Below are 19,686 nucleotides of genomic sequence, written 5' to 3'. Positions count from 1 at the left end.
TAGCGCTTGTCAACCAAGAAGCGGGATCAACGAGTTGAGGAGTGGTGGAGAGGAGGATCGGAGGGTCGGGCCACCGGGAAGGGCAGCACGGCCACGGTGATGTTGTCGTGTCCTCCGCCATCGATGGCGACGCCGACGAGAGTGCGGGCGCAGTGCAGCGGCCGGACGCGGGCGTCCCCGGGCATCACCGAGGCGAGCTCCGCGGCCGACTCCGCGTAGTTCCACAGGCCGTCGGTGCACACCACCACTACACCCGGTCCGTCCGGCTCGAAGGAAGCGGTGTGCGGGTCCAGTTCGACCGCGTCCGCCCCGAGCCAGCCGGTGATGGCGTGGGCCCGTTCGTCCGCGTAGGCCTCGGCCTGCGTCATCAGGCCGAGCGAGACCATGCGTTCGGCCCAGGAGTCGTCCTCGGTCAGCCGGGCGGCGGGGACCGAGCGGTCGTCGGGAATCCAGTAGGCGCGGCTGTCGCCGATCCAGCCGACGGTGAAGGTCTTGCCGGAGGTGACCGCGCTGACGCAGGTGCAGGCGGGCGCGTTGTGGTGCCGCCGGCTCTCCTCCTCGGGCGTCTCGGCGGCCAGGTCGGCGACGGCCTGCGCGGCCACCAGCAGGGCCTCGCGCATCGCCTCCTCGGGTCGCACGCCGCGCGACAGCGACGGCACCAGCGACTTCACCGCCGTTTCCGCAGCGGTCTCCGAGGCGTCGTCGGGACGGTACGCGGACGAGACTCCGTCGCACACCACGGCGACGACCGACGGGGTGCCGTCCGGCAGTGCCGTCGTCGACAGCGCGAAGGCGTCCTCGTTGCGGTGGTGCCGCAGGCCCCGGTCGGTGACCGCGGCGACCCCGCCGAGCTCCACTTCCTGGTGGTCGCGGGGGCGTGGCTGGGCGTGGCCGCAGTGCTCGCAGTAGCCGTCGGCGTCGATGGTGCCGACCTCGCAGGCCACGCAGTGCGGGCGGGGAGCCGGCTCGGTGCCGGGCTGCTCGATCCGGGGGTCGGCGATCCGGGCCTGGGTCAGCCCCGATGTGCCCAGTCCGAAGGCAAGCGTGTCGGACTCCCCGGCGGGCGGGGCGAGTTCGTACGCCTCGGGCTCCGCGGGCGGCGCGAGCGGGTAGCCCTCCGGCCGCCGGGAGGCGGCCAGGTCGGCGCCGCAGGCGTCGCAGAACTTGTCGGCGGGCTCCAGAGGCTCGGCGCACTCCGGGCACATGGTCGTCTGGGGCATGGCGTTACACCCACGTCCGGGGGCGGAAGCGGTTGGCCCGCTCCACCAGTTCGATCCTTGTCCGGCCCTGCTCGGCGAGGCGGGCCAGCACTCGGTAGGACTGCTCCAGGCCGAAGCGCAGGCCGCGTTCGTCGAGGTCCCGGCCCAGCAGCGCCGGCGACCCGGCCACGGCGGTGGCGCCGTCCGGCGCGCCGCCCTGCTGTCCGGCGAGCACCCAGTCCAGGGCCGTGCCCAGCACCTCCGTGGACAACTGCTCGCGCAGCCGGGTGTCCAGGCCCAGCCGCTGCAGGTCCTCGACCTGCCGCGCGGCGGCCCGCAGGTCGCCGAGCAGCGCCTCCTGCGGTGGGCGGTCGCGCAACCGGGCCCGTACCGCCGCGACCCGTGCCGCCGTGTAGTGGATGGACGCCTCGGGTACCGACTCCAGCGTCGCGACGGCCCCCGTGCGGTCGCCGGCAGCCAGTTGCACCCGGGCGAGGCCGAAGGCGGCGCTGACGTAGCTGTGGTCGGTGCTCCACACCAGCCGGTAGTACTCGGCGGCGTTGTCCAGCTGCCCCAGTACCTCGGCGCAGATGCCGAGCGCCAGCTTGGGTGCCGGCTCGCCGGGGAAGGCGTCGTAGACCGCGTCGAAGGCGAGGGCGGCGGTCTCGTGGTCGCCGGTGGCGAGCGCGGCCAGGCCGCGGTGCCACACCACCCGCCAGTCGTCGCCGTGTTCGTCCTGGAGCCCGTCCAGCGCCTCGGTGGCCGCGCGCGTGTTCGCGGTGTCGAGCCAGGCGCGCACCAGGCGCAGCCTCAGTTCCGTGGACTCCATGGGCGCCGCCTGCAGCGCCGCCACCAGCTCCGCGGGCGCGGCGGCCGCCATGCCCGCGAGGAAGCCGGCGTTGGGATCGGCCGAGTCGACGTGCGGCACCGGCAGCGCCAGGGCGGCGGCTCGTACGTCGAGCCGCGTGACCGCCGGGCCGGCAGTTCCGGCATGACCGGCCACGGGTGCGGGGGCGGACCCGGTCCGCTGGGCCGGGACGGCGTAGGGGGCGCCCGCCACCGTCGGGCTGTAGGCGCCGTTCGCCGGTGGCAGGGCGGGCATCGGGGGCGCCGCGGCGAGGGCGGGGGCGGCCGCCGGGGCACCGCCGTCCGCCGTGCCGTCGGCCCGCCCGTTCCTCCGGCCGCCGCCGAGCGAGGAGGCGTCGCCGTCCGCGGGCGCGAGCAACTCGGTGTCCACCACGCGCAGCTCGGGTCCGAACAGCGTGGACAGCGCGGGCCGCGGCGTCCCGGTGCCCATGGCGACGACCTCGCGCAGCACGCCCAGCAGCTGGTCGCCCATCTCCTCCGCCGAGGCGAAGCGGCGCCCCGGGTCGGGGTCGGTGGCCCGCACCAGGAGCCGGTAGAAGGACTCGTAGCGCGAGAAGACCTCGATGTTGCCGGGGTCGGGCAGGCTGTCCACGAAGACGTTCGTGTAGCCCTGGAAGTCGAAGGTGAGCACCGCGAGGGTGCGCGCGACGGTGTAGAGGTCGGAGGCGACGGAGGGACCGACCTCCGGCACCTCGGGGGCCTGGTAGCCGACGGTGCCGTAGATCGCGCTGTCGTTGTCGTCCATGCGGCGCACCGCGCCCATGTCGATGAGTTCGAGCCGGTCCTCGGTCTGGATGGCGTTGTCGACCTTGAAGTCGCAGTAGAGCAGATTGCGGCTGTGCAGGTGGCCGAGGGCGTCCAGCGCCTCTATGGCGTAGGCGATCGCCTGGTCGACGGGCAGCGGTTCGCGCCTGCCGTCGGCGGAGCGGCGCTCGTTGGCGATCTCCTTGAGCGACTTGCCGCCGACGTACTCCATCACGATGTAGCCGTCGAGGCTGCCCGTGCGCGGGTCGAGGTGTTCGACGAAGTTGTAGATCCGCACGATGTTGGGGTGCTCGATCTCGGCCAGGAAGCGCCGTTCGGAGACCGCCGCCGCCAGGGCGTCCTCGTCGCCGGTGTCCAGCAGACCCTTGAGCACCACCCAGCGGTCGCTGACCGCCCGGTCCACCGCCAGGTAGATCCAGCCGAGTCCGCCGTGGGCGAGGCAGCCCACCACCTCGTACTGGCCGTGCACCACGTCGCCCGCCTGGAGCTTGGGCGTGAACGAGTACGGGTGACCGCACTTGGTGCAGAAGCCGTCCGTGCGCCCCGGGCGGTCGCCGCGGCTGCGCCCGACCGGCGCGCCGCAGTCGCCCTTGCTGCAGAACCGCTTCCGCTCGGGAACCTGCGGGTCCTGCAGGACCGACGCGGCGGGGTCGGGCCGCGGGATCGGCGGAACGGCCACCAGTCCCGCGCCGAGCTTGCTGCGGGTCGGGCCGCTGGAGGCGGAGCGCGAACTGCGCACCGACACCGGGGTGCCGCCGACGGTGCCGCCGCTGAGGGAACGGGACAGCCGCCCGGACACCGAGCGGCGGGAGGAGCGGGAGGTGCCCGACGAGCGGGCGGAACGCGAGGAGGGCGCGGACCCCGACGAGACGGCCGATGCCGATGCCGATGCCGACCCGGACCCCGATCCCGATCCGGACCCCGGTCCCGTGCCCGCGCCGGATGCGGTGCCGGTTCCGCCGCCGGCCGTCACCGGGGCGAGGCCGCAGGTGTCACAGAACAGCTGGCCGCCGCCGACGTCTTCGATCGTCCCGTCGCAGCCCGGACGCTGGCACTTCATCGCCCATCCCCCTTGTGATCGGCAGGTCCCGCCTGCCCCGGTACCAGCATGTCGGACACCGCGCGCTGATAGCGCAGCACCGCGCTCTCCGCGGCGCGCAGATCGCACGGCGCACTCCACAGAAGACGCCGCGCGTGGTCGTACCGCTCCATCAGCAGCGGATCCTCCGCCAAACCGTGACGAGCCACCTTCGCCCGGTAGGCGTCCAGCCGTCCCCGCAGCTCCGCGCGGACCGCCAAAGGTGCGGTGACCGCCGTCAGTGACTCGCGGGCGCGCAGCAACTCGTCGTCGGCACGCTGCTCCAGACCGTCCAGCAGCGGGGACAGCCGGTGCCACTGCCCGGTCCTGCGGAACTCCACGGCGGCGGTCAGCTGGTCCTGCAGGACGACCGGCGCGCCGCTCACCGCGGGGACCTCCGACGCGGCGATCTTGGAGAGCACCTCGACGCGGGCGCTGCGCGCCTCGGTGAGCGTCCGGTCGGCGCGCGACAGCACGTCCCGCAGCCGCATCATCCGGTGGTCGGCGTCGTCCCGCACGTGCAGGACGGCCTCGACCTCACGGCGTATGTCCTCCAGCGCGCGGCCCGCCCGGTCGTAGCGCCCGGTGTCGGGGCGCCCGGCGGTCCAGAACAGCAGCGGGTCGGAGACGACCTGGCCGCGCAGCGCCCCCAGTGACGTCAGCAGTTCCCCCAGGTCGTCACCGGAGGGGTGGGTGCCCGGGCGCACCCCGACCGACTCGGCCAGGGAGCGGACCCGCTGCGCCTCGGCGGCGAGCAGGTCGATGCGCGCCGGCAGCGCCGACCACACCGCGTCGACGGCCGAGACGACGTCCAGTACCTGCGCGTACCGGTCGTTCATCCGCGCCAGCAGCTCTTCCAGGCTGAGCCGTTCACTCAGCCGGGCGGGACCGGTCAGTCCGCGGGCGGCCTCCGGGACCGCGCCGCCGGAGACCGTGATGCCGGAACCGCGCAGCAGTTCCGTCAGGTCCCGCAACTCGCTCTGGGTGGGCCAGCGGCGGCGCGAACGCAGCGCGCGGGCGCTGGTGAGCGCGTCGGTGTACGCGTCGAAGTGCGCCCACAGCAAGGACAGGGCCTGCTCGGCGGCGGCCCAGCGCTCCTTGGTGGCGCCGGTGAGCGCCGCCCCCTCCAGCAGCCTGCGGCCGGAGTGGTCCTGGAGCGCGAGCAGGGACGCCTCGATCGCCTCCCGCTCGTCACCGAGCCGCGCCAGGGCACGGTCGACGTCCTCGCGGCTCATCGCCGGTCCGGATGGTCCCGCGAGCGCCATCGCACCTTCTTCCTTCTCCGCCGGTCCCCGTGTCTGCGTCAGCTGTCGGCCGGTTCCCCGTCGGTCGTGGGACGCCCGCGCGGGCGCCGGTCCGCCTCAGTCCCGGTACAGCGGTTCCGGCGGCCCCTCGATGCCGGGGAGATCCGCCTCCAGCCAGGTACGGTACGCCTGCATCCACCGGCTGTCCGGGCCGCCACTGCGGTAGTCCGCCAGCACTTTGTTGACCCGGCGCACCAGGTCGGTGTCCTTCTCGTTCATGGCCACGCCGTAGTACTCCGTCGTGACGGGCTTGCCCACCAGGCGCACCGCCGGGTCCTGGGCCGCCTGCCCCGCGGCGAGCGCGTTGTCGGTGAACACGGCGTCGGCCTCGCCCAGTTGCAGCTTCACCAGACAGTCCAGCTGGTTGGGGACGAGAACGATCCGCGGCCGCAGCCGGTCCTTCTCCTCCTCCAGCTTCGCCTCGCCGGTGGTGCCCTGGGCGGTGCAGATCCGCTTGCCGGTGATGGAGCCGTCGAAACCCTTGATGACGGAACCCTGCCGGGGGACCAGCAGTTGCTGCCCCGCCTCGAAGTAGGCCGTGGAGAAGGCGATGTGCTTCTCCTTGATCCGCTCGCAGGTGATGCTGACCGTGCGCACCAGCACGTCGACGTCGCCGTTGTTGACGGCCTCGAAGCGCTTGGCGGTCGGCACCGTCTTGTACACGATCGCGTCGTCGTCGCCGAGGATGTCCTGGGCGATCGCCTTGGCCAGGTCGATGTCGAATCCGATGATCTTGCGGCTGACCGGGTCGCGGTAACTCCAGCGGTAGCCGTTCTGGTCGACACCGACGACGAGTTTGCCGCGCTGCTTGATCCGTTCGACGGCCGGCCCGCTCTCCCCGGACGGCAGCAGGCTCGCCTCCGGGTGGCCGCCGCAGTCGTCGGCGGCGGCCTGCCGCCCGGCCTGCTCCGCGCCGGCGGGCGTCGCCGAGTGCGTGATGGTCGCCGCGCGCTCCGCATCCGCTCGCTCGGCCGCCCTGAAGTGCAGCGGCAGGGCTGTGCCGGCGACCGCCAGCACGCACAGCCCGGCCATCGCGGCCACGCCTCCCCAGCCCCGCATGCCCTGCCCCCCGCGTGTCATCCGCGGCCTCCCTCCGCCGCTCATCGGTACTCCGACAACCGGCGCCCGATGCCGAGCACCGCTCCCGCCGCGCCGAGCACCGCCAGGAGCGCCGCGCCGGCGCCCAGTCCGTTCAGCGCGCCGCGGCCGTCCTCGGCGGCCTGCTCGAACTCCTCCTGTTCGTGGGCGACGGCCTTGGCCAGACTGCTGTCGACCCCGTCGAAACAGACGCCCGTGTACTCCTTGGCCTGCTCGCCGTTCTCGTAGCTCCCGCCGATCGTCTGGGCCACCGCGTCCAGGTAGCTGCCGGCGTCGTCCTTCGCGCGGGCCTGGAGGTTCAGGCTCCACCAGGCCTTGGCGTCCTTCATCGCGGTGGTGATGCTCTCCCGGCTCTCGGTGTCGTCCGCCAGCCGCAGCGCCCGGGCGAGCAGGCCGGTCTTCCCGTCGGCCCTGGTGCCTGCCATGTCCTGGATCTGCTGGAGGTAGGCGGTGTTGTACGCGTCACCGCTGCCGCGGGCCACCAGCGTCAGGTTCTCGTTGCTGCGGGCCTGCAGGGACTCGATGCGCGCCTCGTTGAGGACCTGCAGGGACCGGGCCCCGTGCGCGTACGAGTCGTCCAGCCGGGCGCGTGCCACGCCGTGCCCCGCCACCAGCCACAGCAGCACGGCGACGGTGGCGGCGGTCCCCGCCAGCAGGCCGACGTTGAACACCCGGTGGGTACGCCGGTACGCGCGCCGCTGCGCCCAGACCAGGGCCACCAGCGCGACGCCGCCCAGCGCCCAGGCCCCCCACGGCAGTGCCTGGGCGTCGTCGTAGTCACGGCCGAGCCGGGCCGTCTCGATCGTCCACAGTTCCTTGGCGTCGGGCAGGATCTGCTCGTTCATCAGGTCGTTGGCGCGGCGCAGATACGCCCCGCCGACCGGGAAGCCCTGCCGGTTGTTGGAACGGGCCCGCTCGATCAGGCCGGTGTACTCCGAGAGCCGCTGGTTGAGCCGCTCCAGCCGGTCGCGCGATCCGGGCGAACCCTCCGAACTCGCCGCCGCCTGCGTGATGCTCCGGGAGGCGACGTCGATGTCCTTGGTGTAGCGCCCGCTGACGTCGGCGGGCTCCACGCCCCCGGCGAGGAACCCGCCGGAGGCGGTGGCGCCGGCGTCGGCCAGCGACCGGTAGATGTCCGCAGCGCGCGCGCTGAGCGGCTCACTGTGGTGGATCACGTCGTCGGCCGCGGTCGCGCGCTCGGTGATCTGCCAGGCCGTCACCGCCCCGAACGCCACGACCAGCACCACCAGCAGGGCCCCGATCACCCGCAGCCGGCCCGGCTCGGTGGTCGCGGCCGTGCGCCACGCGCGCACCTGGTCGACCCACGCCCACGACCGCGCGTCCCCGGGCGCGCCGGAGTCCTGCCCCGGCGGATCGCCGGGCCCCCTCACGGTCGGCGGTTCCGTATTCGTCGGCGTCCGCATCCGCCAGCCCTCCCCCCGACTCGATCCCCGCGCACGCGCGCCGAGCCCATGACCAGCAGTATGGCCGCCGGCGCCGACATCCACCCGCGAATTGGGTGGATCTTGCCGCCGGTTCCGCCCGTTCCGCCCCGGTCGACGTCCCCCCGCCCGGCCCGTGCGCGCGTTACCTCTCGCTGCTCACCACGCACGCGGGTGCGTGTTCGGTTCCCGGCCTGCGCGCGGGCTACGGCACCGGCGCCACCGGCTCGTAGTGCGCGCGCAGCCGGGCCTGCGCCTCGGTCCCCGCCCCGGACCGGTCCAGGCCGAGCAGCGCGGCGCCGAGGACGGGCGGTGCGGTGACGACCCGCGGGACGGCCCGGGGGGCGCGGGCGGCCAGCAGGGCGGTCACCGAGTCCATCAGCAGCGGGTGACGGGCCGCCAGGACCCCGCCGCCGAGCACCACATCGACTTCCTCGTCCAGCAGACCGAGCCGGTCCAGCGCGACCGCGGCCATGACCACGATCTCCTCCGCCTGACGTTCCACGATGGCCCGGGCAACCGAATCGCCCGATTCCGCGGTTTTGAAGAGTACAGGGGTCAATTCGTGCTTACGGGAGAAATCAATGCGTCCCAAGTGCAGTGCTTCGATCAGCGCGTACATCGAGGTGAGCCCGAAGTGCGCGGGCAGCGTGGCCGCCAGAGCGGTGGGGCCGCCGCGCCCGTCCTCCGCGCGCGCCGCCCACCACAGCGCCTCGTCGGCCAGGCCCGATCCGCCGCCCCAGTCACCGGAGAGGTGCCCGATGGCGGGGAAACGGGCCGTGCGGCCGTCGGGCAGCATGCCCGCGCAGTTGATGCCGGCGCCGCAGACCACGGCGACACCGCGCGGCTCGTCCACACCCGCGCGCAGCAGCGCGAAGGTGTCATTGGCGACGCGGGCGGTGACACCCCACCCCCGGGCGTGCACGGCGAGTTCGAGCTGCTGTTCCTCTACCGGCAGGTCGGCGTTGGCCAGGCAGGCCGAGACATGCCCCACCAGCGGTTCACCGGGGCGCACGGCGGTCCCGGCGGCTTCGGCCGCCCGCTCGACGATACGGGCGACCACCTCGACCGCCGCCTCCACACCGGTGATCTGCGGCTGGAAGCCGCCGCCGCGGGCGGTGCCGAGCACCGACCCGTCGGCGGCGACGAGGGCGACGTCGGTCTTGCTGTTGCCCGCGTCGATCGCGAGGACCCCCCCGTCGAGGGGACGGTTCAGATCCACGCGAGGTGCTCCCGGTTGTGCGCGATCAGACGGTCGGTCAGGGCATCGGCGTACTCGTGCTGGCCGATCAGGGGGTGGGACAGCAGCGCCTTGAAGACGCGGTCCCGGCCGCCGTGCACGGCGGCCGCCAGGGCCAGGTCCTCATAGGCGGTGACGTTCGCGATCAGGCCGCTGTAGAGCGGGTCCAGCGGCGCGACCGGGAGCGGGTGCGTCCCGCTCGCGTCGACGGTGGCGGGCACCTCGATGACGGCGTCGTCGGGGAGGAAGGGCAGGGTGCCGTTGTTGAGGGTGTTGACGACCTGGACGTCGCCGGTGTCCCGCAGCAGCGAGGAGGCCAGGGCAACGGCGGCCTCGGAGTAGTACGCGCCGCCGCGGCGTGACAGCAGCTCCGGCTTCTCGTCGAGGCTCTCGTCCCCGTACATCTCCAGCAGTTCGGCCTCGATCGCGGCGACCTCGGCGGCCCGGGACGGCTTCGACCCCAGTTCCCGCACGACCTCGTCGTGCGCGTAGAAGTAGCGCAGGTAGTACGAGGGCACGACGCCGAGCCGGTCCAGCAGGGTCCGGGGCAGGTGCAGGTCGTCGGCGATGGCGTCGCCGTGCGCGGCCAGCAGCTTGGGCAGCACGTCCTCGCCGTCGGGCCCGCCGATCCGCACCCCTCGCTCCCAGGTGAGGTGGTTCAGGCCCACGTGGTCCAGGTGGACCTGCTCGGGGGTCACCCCCAGGAAGGAGGCGAACTTCCGCTGGAAGCCGATCGCCACATTGCACAGGCCGACGGCCTTGTGCCCGGCCTGCAGCAGGGCCCGGGTGACGATGCCGACCGGGTTGGTGAAGTCGATGATCCAGGCATCGGGCGCGGCTCTGCGGACCCGCTCCGCGATGTCCAGCACCACCGGCACGGTGCGCAGGGCCTTGGCCAGCCCGCCGGCGCCGGTGGTCTCCTGGCCGACGCAGCCGCACTCCAGCGGCCAGGTCTCGTCCTGCGCGCGGGCCGCCTGTCCGCCCACCCGCAGTTGCAGCAGCACGGCGTCGGCACCCGCCACGCCCGCGTCCAGATCGGAGGTGGTGGTGACGGTCCCGGGGTGGCCCTGCTTGGCGAAGATCCGCCGGGCGAGGCCGCCGACCAGCCGCAGCCGGTCCGCGGCCGGGTCGACGAGGACCAGCTCCTCGATCGGCAGGGTCTCGCGCAACCGCGCGAACCCGTCGATGAGTTCGGGGGTGTACGTGGACCCGCCGCCCACGACAGCCAGCTTCATCCCTTGACTCCCGTCAATGTCACGCCCTCGATGAAGGCCTTTTGCGCGAAGAAGAAGACGACGATCACCGGTGCCATGACCAGCACGGTGGCGGCCATCGTCAGGTTCCAGTTCGTGTGATGGGCGCCCTTGAAGGATTCCAGGCCGTAACTCAGTGTCCAGGCCGCCGGGTTCTCGCTCGCGTAGATCTGCGGCCCGAAGTAGTCGTTCCAGCAGTAGAAGAACTGGAACAGCGCCACGGCGGCGATGGCGGGCTTCGCCATGGGCAGCACGACGCGCAGCATCGTGCGCAGCTCGCCGCAGCCGTCGACCCGCGCCGCGTCCGTGTACTCCTTGGGGATGGTGAGCAGGAATTGCCGCAGCAGGAAGATGGTGAACGCGTCGCCGAAGGCCATCGGGATGATCAGCGGCCACAGGGTGCCCGACAGGTGCAGCTGCTTGGCCCAGAAGAGATACATGGGGACGATGACGACCTGCGGGGGCAGCATCATCGTGGAGATCACCAGCATCATCGACAGATTCCGCCCGCGGAAGCGGAACTTGGCGAGCGCGTAGGCGACCGGGGTGCTGGAGACGACCGTCAGCACGGTGCCGAGGCCGGCGTACAGCAGGGTGTTGCGCCACCAGGTGAGGAAGCCGGGGGTGTCCCAGACGGTGCCGAAGTTGCTCCATTCCCAGGTCCTGGGCCACAGGTCGCGGGTCAGGGCCTGGTTGTCGCTCATCACCGCGGTGAGGAAGACGAAGACGAACGGGAGGACGAAGAAGAGGGCGGCGGCGATGCCGAGCGCGTGCACGGCGATCCAGTGCAGCGCCGCCCGGCGGGCCGCGGCCCGCCGGGACTGGTCCGACAGACCGGTCGCCGGGGTCGTGGCGGGCGGGGCGAGAGTGGCGTGGGTCATCGGTATCAGTCCTCCGCCGACAGGAAGCCGCTGCGGCGGCGCATCAGGAGTGCGGTGAAGACCATGGCGAGTGCGAACAGCACAAGGGCGATCACGCAGGCCGCGCCGGTGTCGAAGCGCTGGAAGCCGAGGTTGTAGACCAATTGGGGCAGCGTCAGCGTGGACTTCTCCGGATAGCCGGGCTCGAACTGCTGGCCGGAGCCGCCGATGATGCCGCTGGCGACCTTTCCGGCGACCAGGGGCTGTGTGTAGTACTGCATGGTCTGGATGACCCCGGTCACCACGGCGAACATCACGATGGGCGAGATGTTCGGCAGGGTGACGTAGCGGAACCGGGACCAGGCGCCGGCGCCGTCCAGCTCGGCGGCCTCGTACTGCTCCTTGGGGACGTCGAGCAGCGCGGCCATGAAGATGACCATCAGGTCGCCGATGCCCCACAAGGCCAGCAGCGTCAGGGCCGGCTTGGACCAGGTCGGGTCGTTGAACCAGCCGGGCTGCGGCAGGCCGAGGCTGCCCAGCACGTGGTTCACGGGTCCGGTGCCGGGGTTGAGCAGGAAGGCGAAGGCCATCGTCGCGGCGACCGGCGGGGCCAGGTAGGGCAGGTAGAAGGCGGTCCTGAAGAGCCCGGCGCCTGTCTTGATCTTGGTGATCAGCAGGCCGACGCCCAGGCCGAAGACGACCCGCAGGCTGACCATGACCACGACCAGCCACAGGGTGTTGCGCAACGCGGGCCAGAAGAAGGGGTAGTCGTTGAAGACGTACGACCAGTTCTTGACGCCGTTCCAGGTCGGGGCGGTGAAGCCGTCGTACTTCATGAAGGAGAAGTAGACGGTCGAGATCAGCGGGTAGGCGAAGAAGACGCTGAAGCCGATCAGCCACGGGGAGAGGAAGGCGAGGGTGCGAAGCGCCTCGCGGCGGCGCTTCGCCCTCAGCAGGGGGTGGACGCTCGCACTCATCACCGGGCCTGCGCGATGTCCTTGTCGACCTGCGTGTCGACGCCCTTGAGGCCGGCGGTCAGGTCGGACTGCTTGCCGGACTCGTAGGCGTAGCCGAAGTCCTGCAGCGTGAGCTGGTAGGTGCCGCCGTTGACACTGGCGGGGGTAGTGGTGCTGTTGGGGTTCTGCGCGATGTCCACGAAGGTGCGGAAGAGGGGATCGGCGTCCAGCTTCGGCGACTTCAGCGCGGCGAGCGTGGAGGGCACGTTGTGGATGGCGTTGGCGAAGTTGACGACCGCGTCGGTGTCGGTGGCCATGTACTTGACCAGTTCCCAGGCGGCGTTCTTCTTGGCGCTGGTGTTGGCGACGCCGATGATCGTCCCCGACAGGTAGCCCTTGCCGTAGGTGTCGGCCTGGTCGTCCGGCACGGGGAAGGGGGCGACGCCGATGTCGAACTTCGCGCCGGACTCCTTGGCCATGCCGGCCCGCCACTCGCCGTCCATCGCCATGGCCACCTGGCCGGTGTGGAAGGGGTTCTTGGCGCCCCACTCGTCACCGAAGGTGGACCGGTACTTCTCCAGCTTCTTGAAGCCGCCGAGCGCCTTCACCATGTCCTGCTGCCAGGTGAACATGGCCGCGAAACCGGGGTCCTTGGCGACGCTGGACTTGCCGTCGGCGTCGAAGTACTTCGCGCCCCACTGGGCGGCAAGGTGGGTGGTGGTCGACTCGTAGCCGTGGAAGTTGGGCATGAAGCCGAGCTGGGAGTAGGAGTCACCCTTGGACTTGGTGAGCTTGACGGCATCGGCCTTGAACTCGGACAGCGTCTTGGGCGGGGCGGCGATCCCGGCGGCCTTGAAGGCGTCCTTGTTGTAGTACAGCCCGTAGGCGTCGCCGAGCAGCGGCAGTGTGCAGCGCTTCCCCTCGAACTGGGTGTACTCCAGCATCGGCTTGGGGAAGGTCGTCGCCGCGTCGATGCCGGACTTCTTCAGGTAGGGGTCCAGGTCGGCGAAGGCGTTGGACGAGCAGAACTTGCCGACGTTGTCGGTGGTGAAGGAGGAGACGACGTCCGGGGCGTTCGGGCCGCCGGCCCGCAGCGCCTGGTTGATCTTGTCGTCGGTGATGTTGCCCTGCACCTTGACGTGGATGTTGGGGTGCGCCTTCTCGAACGCAGTGACGTTGGCGCTGATCGCCTTCACCTCGCTGGGCGCGGACCAGCCGTGCCAGAAGGTGATGGTGACGTCCTTGCTGGGGTCGTCGCTCGCCGTGTTGTTGCTGGAGCCCGTACACGCGCTCGTCAGCAGGGATATCGCGGCGGCGGCGGCGATGGCGGCCGCGGCCGTCTTGGTGGAACCGGACACTTCGCTTCCTCCGGGGACTTTCGGGGGCGGTTCGAGGGTGTGCGATGCCTGCGGAGGGGCCCGCCGGGTGGTGCCGGTGACGGGTGACCCCCGCTGCGGGTGCGGGTGCGGGTGCGGGTGTGTGGTGGGCGGTCGGTGGTTCGGTTCGGCGGGATTCAGCGGGAGGTGTCGAACACCTCGTCGCGGGTGGTGGCCAGGGCGCTCTGCAGTGCCCCGCTCAGGACGGGGTGTTCCGGCACGGCGCCGAGCACCAGCCGGGGCCGGGGCACGGCGAGTTCGGCCAGTTCCGCCTGGACGAGTGCGCGCAGGGGTTCCCCGCCGGCGGCGATCACTCCGCCGGCCAGGACGATCAGTTCGGGGTCGAGCACGGTCACCAGCGAGGCGAGGCCGATGGCGAGCCCGGTCGCGAAGCGCCGCAGCAGTTCCGCCTGCGGCCCGTCGTCGCCGCCGGCCGCCGCCGAGGACAGCAGGGCCGAGGCCGCTCCGGCCTGGGTACCGCGGGGAACGGTCAGTCCCAGTTCGCGGGCGATCCGCAACACGGCGTTGCAGCCCGCCAGTTCCTGGAAGCCGCCGGCGTTGGCCTTGGCCACGTGCCGGACCAGGGGCGTGCCCGGCACCGGCATGAAGCCCACCTCGCCCGCGCCACCGGTCCGGCCGCGGTGCAGCCGGCCGCCGATGACGACGGCGGCACCGATGCCCTCCTCGTTCCACAGCAGGACGAAGTCGTCGTGGCCGCGGGCCGCGCCCAGCCGCTGCTCGGCGACGGCGGCGAGGTTCACGTCGTTGTCGTACTCCAGGGGCACGGGCAGGGCCGCGGCCAGTTCCTCCAGCAGGGTGGGGGAGTGCCAGCCGGGGAGATGGCTGGCGTAGCGCAGCCGCCCGGTGCTCGGGTCGAAGGCGCCCGGGGTGCCGACGACGATCCGGTGCAGGTCGGTCAGGTGCAGGCCCGCGGCCTTCACCGCGCCGTCGACCGCCTGGGCCACCTGCTCGACGGCGCCGTGGGAGCGCCGGCTGCGCCCCGGGGTCGGCAGTTCGAACTCGCCGGTGACCGTGCCGGTGATGTCGGCGACCGCGGCACGGATGTGCTCGGTGGTCACGTCGAGCCCGGCGACGTGCGCGGCGGCGGGGTTGACCGAGTACAGCTGGGCGTTGGGACCCGGCCGGCCGGCGGTGGTGCCGGTGGCGACCACCAGCCCGGCGGACTCCAGCCGGGCCAGCAGCTGTGAGGCGGTCGGCTTCGACAGGCCGGTGAGCTTGCCGATGCGGGTGCGGGACAGAGTGCCGTGTTCGAGGAGCAGGTCGAGAGCGGCGCGGTCGTTCATCGCGCGCAGGACGCGCGGCGTGCCGGGTGTACCGGGGGTGCCGGGGGCTCCGGGGGTACCGGCCACGGTCTCGTCCTTCCTCGTGTCGACGGCTCGTCCGCCGCACGCTACGGCACGGGCGGACGGGCTGGGTGGGGTTCGTGGGCGGGCAGTGACCCGTTGGTAGTTAGTAAACTTTCCTGTTGGTGAAAGGCAAGGTAGGCGCCCGGCGCGGGGAGCGTCAAGGGTGGATCAGGGACGGCGTCAAAGTGTTATCAGGGGCGCCAAGGCGTGAAAAGGGGGCGCCGGGCAACTGCCCGGCGCCCCCTTGCGATCCCTGGCGCGAGCGCCCGGTCCGTCAGATCACTTCGTGGTGCTGGTCGGCAGCGGCTGCGCCGCGAGTGCCTGCGGGGACACGGGGTTGGCCAGTGCCGACGGCGCGGCGATACCGGCGGTCGGGTCCACCGCCTCCTCGTCGTCCGACGCCGCCGGGAGGCCGCCGACGATCGCCATCCCGGCCTCGTCGAAGGTCCGCTTGATCCGCCAGCGCAGTTCGCGCGCGGCCGACATCGCCTTGCCGGGCATCGTCCTGGCCTGCGCCTGCAGGACCATCGAGTTCGCGGTCACCGACTCCAGCCCCAGTACCTCGACCGGCTCCCACAGCACCTCGTCCCACGGCTGGGTCTTGGCCATCTCCTCGGCCGCCCGCAGGATCAGGGCCCGCGCGCGGTCCAGGTCCTCGTGGTAGCCGATCCGTACGTCCACGGTCGCCGTCGCCCAGCCCTGACTGAGGTTGCCGATGCGCTTGACCTCGCCGTTGCGGATGTACCAGATCTCGCCGTTGTCGCCGCGCAGCTTCGTCACCCGCAGCCCGACCTCGATCACCGTGCCGCTGGCCACGCCCGCGTCGATGACGTCGCCCACGCCGTACTGGTCCTCCAGGATCATGAAGACCCCGGAGAGGAAGTCCGTCACCAGGTTGCGGGCGCCGAAACCGATGGCCACACCGGCCACACCGGCGCTGGCCAGCAGCGGGGCCAGATTGATCTGCAGCACCGACAGCACGGTCAGTGCGGCCGTTCCCATGATCACGAACGAGGCCACGCTGCGCAGCACCGAGCCGATCGCCTCGCTGCGCTGCCGCCGCCGCTCGGCGTTGACCAGCAGCCCGCTCAGCGCGCCGGACGCGGCGGCCTCGGCGCCGCGGTTCATCCGCTCGATCACCTTGGTCAGCATCCGCCGCACGATCACCCGCAGTACCAGCGCGATGACCAGGATCAGCACGATCCGCAGACCCGCGCCGAGCCAGTCCGCCCAGTTCTGGCCGATGTACTCGGCCGCGCCATCGGCGGATTTCTGGGCGTCGTCGATGGTCGAGGCGGTGGCGAGCGGTGTGGACAAGGCGGGAACCTCCGGTCGGGCAGGCTTCCCACACTAACGGGGTAAACGATGTGTCTCGTTGCCCCGTTCGGGAGCGACGTGCGCTGATTCAGGGCATGTAAAGGGGTGTGGTCGAAAACACCCTCGGTCCGTTACCCGGTCATGGTGGCGCCGCGACCAGGCTTCCGGAGAGACTGTGGGCAGATCGTCCCGGCGCGAGCCACGCGCCGCCGGCGTAAAAGGAGGCACCCGTGCCGCATGTCCTGGTCCTCAATGCGTCGTACGAGCCGCTCGGCGTCGTACCGCTCCGCCGCGCACTGATCCTCGTGCTGAACAAGAAGGCCGTGTGCCTCGAGGAATCCGGCGCTTATCTGCACAGCGCGACCTGTTCTGTCCCCGCACCCAGTGTTGTCAAGCTCACCAAATTCGTCCGAGTCCCCTTTCGCGGCCCCGTGCCCCTGACCCGGCGGGCGCTCTTCGCCCGGGACGGCGGCCGGTGCGCGTACTGCGGAGGCGTCGCAACCAGCGTCGACCACGTGATCCCGCGCAGCCGCGGAGGCCAGCACACGTGGGAGAACGTGGTCGCTGCCTGCCGCCGGTGCAACCATCTCAAGGCCGACCGGCATGTCGCCGAGCTCGGCTGGCGCATGCGCCATCAGCCCGCCCCGCCGTCCGGCCTCGCCTGGCGGATCATCGGGACGGGGCATAGGGACCCGCGCTGGCTGCCATACCTGCAGCCATTCGGCGCGGACGACGCCTTGGCCCGGATCGACGGCATATCCGCCTGAGACCGGGCCTTTGTGTTGCCCGGCACGGCCCCACGGGCCCCGGGCCGCCCCCCGTGGCGGTCCGGGGCCCGTGGAGCCGCGTCGGCGTGTCGTCCTACTCGAACCGCAACTGCGCAGGGTGCACGGTCCGCCGCAGCAGGGGGAGCGAGGCGGCGGTGGCCAAAAGCGCGGCGGCCGGCAGGGCGACGGCGGCGAGCAGCGGTTCCAGCAGCGGGAACGCGTACGAGCTGTCGAGTCCCGCCGCCTTCCACCAACTTCCGACGGCCAGCAGACCGCACCCCGTCGCCAGCACGGCCGCCGGCACCAGCGGCAGGGCGGTCTCCAGCAGTGCCGCGCGGTTCAGGACGCCTCGGGGCACCCCGCCGGCGGCCAGGGCGGCCAGTGTCCGGCGCCGGGTGATCAACGATTCGACCGCCGCGACCACCAGACCGCCGACGGCCACCGCGAAGGCGATCACGATGCCGGCGCCGACCGCACGGAGCCCGTCGAAGTAGTAGTCCAGGTCCTCCGCGCTGTACGGAAGCCGGTACGGCGCGGCGAGGTCCTCGATCATCAGGCGCCGTACGCCCATGAAACCGACCCCCGCCAGCACGGCCAGCAGTACCGCTCCGTGTGAGCGGGTAGCCGCCCAGGGATCGGCCTGGAGGCGCTCTCCCGCGATCAGCAGTGCCGGGCGCCCGGAGCGGGCCGCGAGGCGCCCCGTGAGGAGGGCGAGCCCGGCGCTGCCGTACAGCACGCCGACCAGGGACAGCACGACGGCGGCCAGAGAGACCGGCGCGGAGACCCCGTAGACCGAGGACCGGCCGCCGAGCACGAACATATTCGCCACCTGGAGGCCGGTCGCCGCGACGAGCGCCAGCGGAGCGAGCGCCCACAGCGCCAGCCGTCCCCGCCCCGGCCGGGGGTACGGCCGCCGGCCCCCCGAGGCGACCCCCAGCGGATCGGCCGCCGCGCGACGCAGCGTGAACCGGGCCTCCAGCGTCGCGATCAGCGGCATCCCGAACACCACGGCCGCGGCCGCGACCCAGGGGACGGGCACGTCCGCGGGCCAGGCCGTCAACCCCAGTGGCCCGCCATCGGGCACGGTGACGGGATGCAGCGCACCCAGCACCGCCCGCAGCACGAGGAAGGCCGCCAGTCCGGCGAGCGCGCCGATCCCGCAGGCCGTACCGGTCTCCAGCGCCTGGATGCGGCGCACTTGGCGGGGGGTCGCGCCGGCCAGCCTCAGCGCGGCGAGCCGCTGCTCCAGTTGCACGGCGCCGATCCGGGTGCACTGGCCCAGAAACGCCAGCAGGGGGACGATCAGCAGCAGCAGTCCGATGACCAGCCCGGACCGGGTGGTGCGGTCGTTGAACAGTTGATGGCTGTACCAGTGCGCCCCGCCGCCGAACCGGGTGCCGATCACCGCGACGACCGTGGCCGCCAGCGCGAAGAGCGTGCCCAGCGCCGTACTCGCCGCCGTCAGGCCGAGCCGCCACCACTCGCCGTTCGGGGAGCCGCGCAGCAGGGACCAGGCCAGCCGGGCGTCGGCCCGCAGCGCGGTCACCGGAGCACCTGCGCGGGTGCGCCGTCCACGGCGCCGTCGCGGACGGTGATCTCGCGGTCGGCGTACGCCGCGACCTGGGCTTCGTGGGTGACGAGGAGCACGGCGGTGCCCGCCTCGCGCGCGGCCTGCACGAGGGCGGTCATGACCTGTTCCCCGGCGAGGGAGTCCAGGGCGCCGGTCGGCTCGTCGGCGAAGACGGCCTTGGGCCCGGTGACCATGGCGCGGGCCAGGGCGACGCGCTGGGACTGGCCGCCGGACAGCTCGCCGGGGCGCAGGGCGGCCCGGTCGCCGACGCCGAAGCGCTCCAGCCAGTCCCGGGCGCCCGCATGGGCGGCGGCGCGGGGGGTGCCGGCCAGCAGCAGCGGCAGCGCGACGTTGTCGAGCGCGGTCAGTTCTCCGACCAGCTGCCCGAACTGAAAGACGATCCCGAAGTCGGTGCGGCGCAGCGTCGTGCGGCGGGCCTCGCCCGCCTGGTCGAGGCGCTCGTCGCCGTAGCGGACCTCGCCCTCGTCGGGCCGGACGATGCCCGACAGGCAGTGCAGCAGCGTGGACTTGCCGCTGCCGCTCGGGCCGCTGACGGCCAGGATCTCACCGGGGTGCAGGCGCAGTGACGCACCGCGCAGAGCGTCCGTCGTGCCGTAACGCTTGACCAGGCCGCGGGCCTCGATCAGGGGTGGGGTCATGCGGAGGTGACCTCCTCGGTCAGGGCGCCGAGGCGCTGCGCGGCGTTGTCCATCCAGCGCAGGTCGGCGTCGAGATGGGTGAGGGCGTAGTCGGCGGAGAGCACGGCCGACAAGGGGGCGCCGGGCGCCGTCTTCACGGCGGTGAGTTCGCGCATCCGGGCGAGGTGGGCGGCGCGCTGGGCGCGCAGGAAGTCGGCCGGGTCGCCGTGGCCGGAGGCGATGATCGCCGTGACCTTGGCGAAGATCTCGTTCGCCGCGGTGACCGGCGCGGGTGGCACGGGCTCGGCGAGCCAACGCAGCAGCGCGCCGGTGCCCTGCCCGGTGAGCCGGTACGTGGTCCGCTCGGGCCCTCCTTCGCTCGAAGTGGCGTCGACCTCCGCGAGGCCGTCGCGGACCAGGCGCTGCAGCGTTGTGTAGACCTGGCCGTAGGCGAGCGGACGTGCCTGCGGGAAGCGTTCGTCGTGCCGCCGCTTCAGGTCGTACCCGTGTCCGGGCCCCGCGGCGAGCAGTCCCAGCAGCGTGTTGCCGGTACTCACCGGGTCCTCACCCCCTTGTCCCCTGCTCTATT

The 19,686-nt window shown here is 72.4% G+C and carries 16 protein-coding genes; 1 reads left to right on the top strand and 15 read right to left on the bottom strand.

All coding sequences use genetic code 11. The annotated features are described in order from the left end of the window. Window positions 1-26: 26 nt before the first annotated feature. The 12 genes from PV364_RS19645 to PV364_RS19590 all read right to left on the bottom strand — a co-directional run bounded on the left by PV364_RS19645 (window position 27) and on the right by PV364_RS19590 (window position 16,122). Entirely contained in the window at window positions 27-1,220 is a 1,194-nt protein-coding gene (locus tag PV364_RS19645) for a PP2C family serine/threonine-protein phosphatase (RefSeq protein WP_319661390.1), read from the bottom strand. A gap of 4 nt (window positions 1,221-1,224) precedes the next feature. Continuing rightward, window positions 1,225-3,891: a serine/threonine-protein kinase gene (locus PV364_RS19640; protein WP_319661389.1), complete on the bottom strand. Its 2,667-nt coding sequence runs from the start codon at window positions 3,889-3,891 to the stop codon at window positions 1,225-1,227. Further along, window positions 3,888-5,174 (bottom strand): hypothetical protein, encoded by a 1,287-nt coding sequence (locus PV364_RS19635; RefSeq protein WP_319661388.1) that lies wholly within the window; start codon window positions 5,172-5,174, stop codon window positions 3,888-3,890. The genes PV364_RS19640 and PV364_RS19635 overlap by 4 nt, the downstream gene beginning before the upstream one ends. Before the next feature lie 96 nt (window positions 5,175-5,270). Next, window positions 5,271-6,293 (bottom strand): glutamate ABC transporter substrate-binding protein, encoded by a 1,023-nt coding sequence (locus tag PV364_RS19630; protein ID WP_319661387.1) that lies wholly within the window; start codon window positions 6,291-6,293, stop codon window positions 5,271-5,273. Window positions 6,294-6,313: 20 nt separating this feature from the next. Further along, window positions 6,314-7,702: a hypothetical protein gene (locus PV364_RS19625; protein WP_319661386.1), complete on the bottom strand. Its 1,389-nt coding sequence runs from the start codon at window positions 7,700-7,702 to the stop codon at window positions 6,314-6,316. A 256-nt stretch (window positions 7,703-7,958) separates the two neighbouring features. Further along, window positions 7,959-8,975 carry an N-acetylglucosamine kinase gene (locus PV364_RS19620; RefSeq protein ID WP_319661385.1) on the bottom strand — a complete coding sequence of 339 codons (1,017 nt, stop codon included), beginning with the start codon at window positions 8,973-8,975 and terminating at the stop codon, window positions 7,959-7,961. Then, window positions 8,966-10,228 (bottom strand): 6-phospho-beta-glucosidase, encoded by a 1,263-nt coding sequence (locus tag PV364_RS19615; protein ID WP_319661384.1) that lies wholly within the window; start codon window positions 10,226-10,228, stop codon window positions 8,966-8,968. Before PV364_RS19615 ends, PV364_RS19620 begins: the two co-directional genes overlap by 10 nt. Continuing rightward, window positions 10,225-11,127 (bottom strand): carbohydrate ABC transporter permease, encoded by a 903-nt coding sequence (locus PV364_RS19610; RefSeq protein ID WP_319661383.1) that lies wholly within the window; start codon window positions 11,125-11,127, stop codon window positions 10,225-10,227. Before PV364_RS19610 ends, PV364_RS19615 begins: the two co-directional genes overlap by 4 nt. Before the next feature lie 5 nt (window positions 11,128-11,132). After that, window positions 11,133-12,083: a sugar ABC transporter permease gene (locus PV364_RS19605; RefSeq protein WP_319661382.1), complete on the bottom strand. Its 951-nt coding sequence runs from the start codon at window positions 12,081-12,083 to the stop codon at window positions 11,133-11,135. After that, a complete protein-coding gene (locus PV364_RS19600; RefSeq protein ID WP_319661381.1) occupies window positions 12,083-13,420 on the bottom strand; it encodes an ABC transporter substrate-binding protein in 1,338 nt (445 codons plus the stop codon). Before PV364_RS19600 ends, PV364_RS19605 begins: the two co-directional genes overlap by 1 nt. Window positions 13,421-13,575: 155 nt before the next feature. Beyond that, the gene (locus PV364_RS19595) at window positions 13,576-14,742 is read right to left on the bottom strand and encodes an ROK family transcriptional regulator (RefSeq protein WP_319661583.1); all 1,167 of its coding nucleotides are present in this window, start codon (window positions 14,740-14,742) and stop codon (window positions 13,576-13,578) included. Between the two features lie 342 nt (window positions 14,743-15,084). Continuing rightward, complete coding sequence (locus PV364_RS19590) at window positions 15,085-16,122, bottom strand: mechanosensitive ion channel family protein (RefSeq protein WP_319661380.1); 1,038 nt, start codon at window positions 16,120-16,122, stop codon at window positions 15,085-15,087. Between the two features lie 230 nt (window positions 16,123-16,352). On the opposite strand from PV364_RS19590, the gene PV364_RS19585 reads away from it, so the two are divergent. Next, complete coding sequence (locus PV364_RS19585; RefSeq protein ID WP_319661379.1) at window positions 16,353-16,889, top strand: HNH endonuclease; 537 nt, start codon at window positions 16,353-16,355, stop codon at window positions 16,887-16,889. A 94-nt stretch (window positions 16,890-16,983) separates the two neighbouring features. Here the strand turns inward: PV364_RS19585 and PV364_RS19580 are convergent, their stop codons facing one another. Genes PV364_RS19580 through PV364_RS19570 form a run of 3 tightly spaced genes read right to left on the bottom strand, consistent with a single transcriptional unit; the run spans window position 16,984 to window position 19,654 of the window. Further along, window positions 16,984-18,435: an FtsX-like permease family protein gene (locus tag PV364_RS19580; protein WP_319661378.1), complete on the bottom strand. Its 1,452-nt coding sequence runs from the start codon at window positions 18,433-18,435 to the stop codon at window positions 16,984-16,986. Next, a complete protein-coding gene (locus PV364_RS19575; RefSeq protein WP_319661377.1) occupies window positions 18,432-19,118 on the bottom strand; it encodes an ABC transporter ATP-binding protein in 687 nt (228 codons plus the stop codon). Before PV364_RS19575 ends, PV364_RS19580 begins: the two co-directional genes overlap by 4 nt. Beyond that, on the bottom strand, window positions 19,115-19,654 hold the full coding sequence (locus PV364_RS19570; protein WP_319661376.1) for a PadR family transcriptional regulator: 540 nt from the start codon (window positions 19,652-19,654) through the stop codon (window positions 19,115-19,117). Before PV364_RS19570 ends, PV364_RS19575 begins: the two co-directional genes overlap by 4 nt. Window positions 19,655-19,686: the final 32 nt, after the last annotated feature.

The organism is Streptomyces sp. MI02-7b, assembly GCF_033793585.1.
Classification (GTDB): domain Bacteria; phylum Actinomycetota; class Actinomycetes; order Streptomycetales; family Streptomycetaceae; genus Actinacidiphila.
Note: the sequence above shows the minus strand (reverse complement) of the source record. Positions and strands in the feature narration are given on the sequence as shown.